Below are 224 nucleotides of genomic sequence, written 5' to 3'. Positions count from 1 at the left end.
TTCAACACACAGCCGCCTGAAGGCGGCTGGTCCGATACTCAACCTTAGCCAGACGCACTTCTTGTTTCAACACACAGCCGCCTGAAGGCGGCTGGTGCGAAATAGGGTCTTTTTTATTCAAAACAGGCTGTTTCAACACACAGCCGCCTGAAGGCGGCTGGTGAAATGATGGCAGGCTTGACCGCCGCTACATTGTTTCAACACACAGCCGCCTGAAGGCGGCT

This window comes from Neisseria sp. HMSC068C04, from assembly GCF_001810105.1.
Lineage (GTDB): Bacteria > Pseudomonadota > Gammaproteobacteria > Burkholderiales > Neisseriaceae > Neisseria > Neisseria flavescens_B.
The sequence above is the reverse complement of the archived record's forward strand: the minus strand, read 5'-3'. Positions refer to the sequence as shown.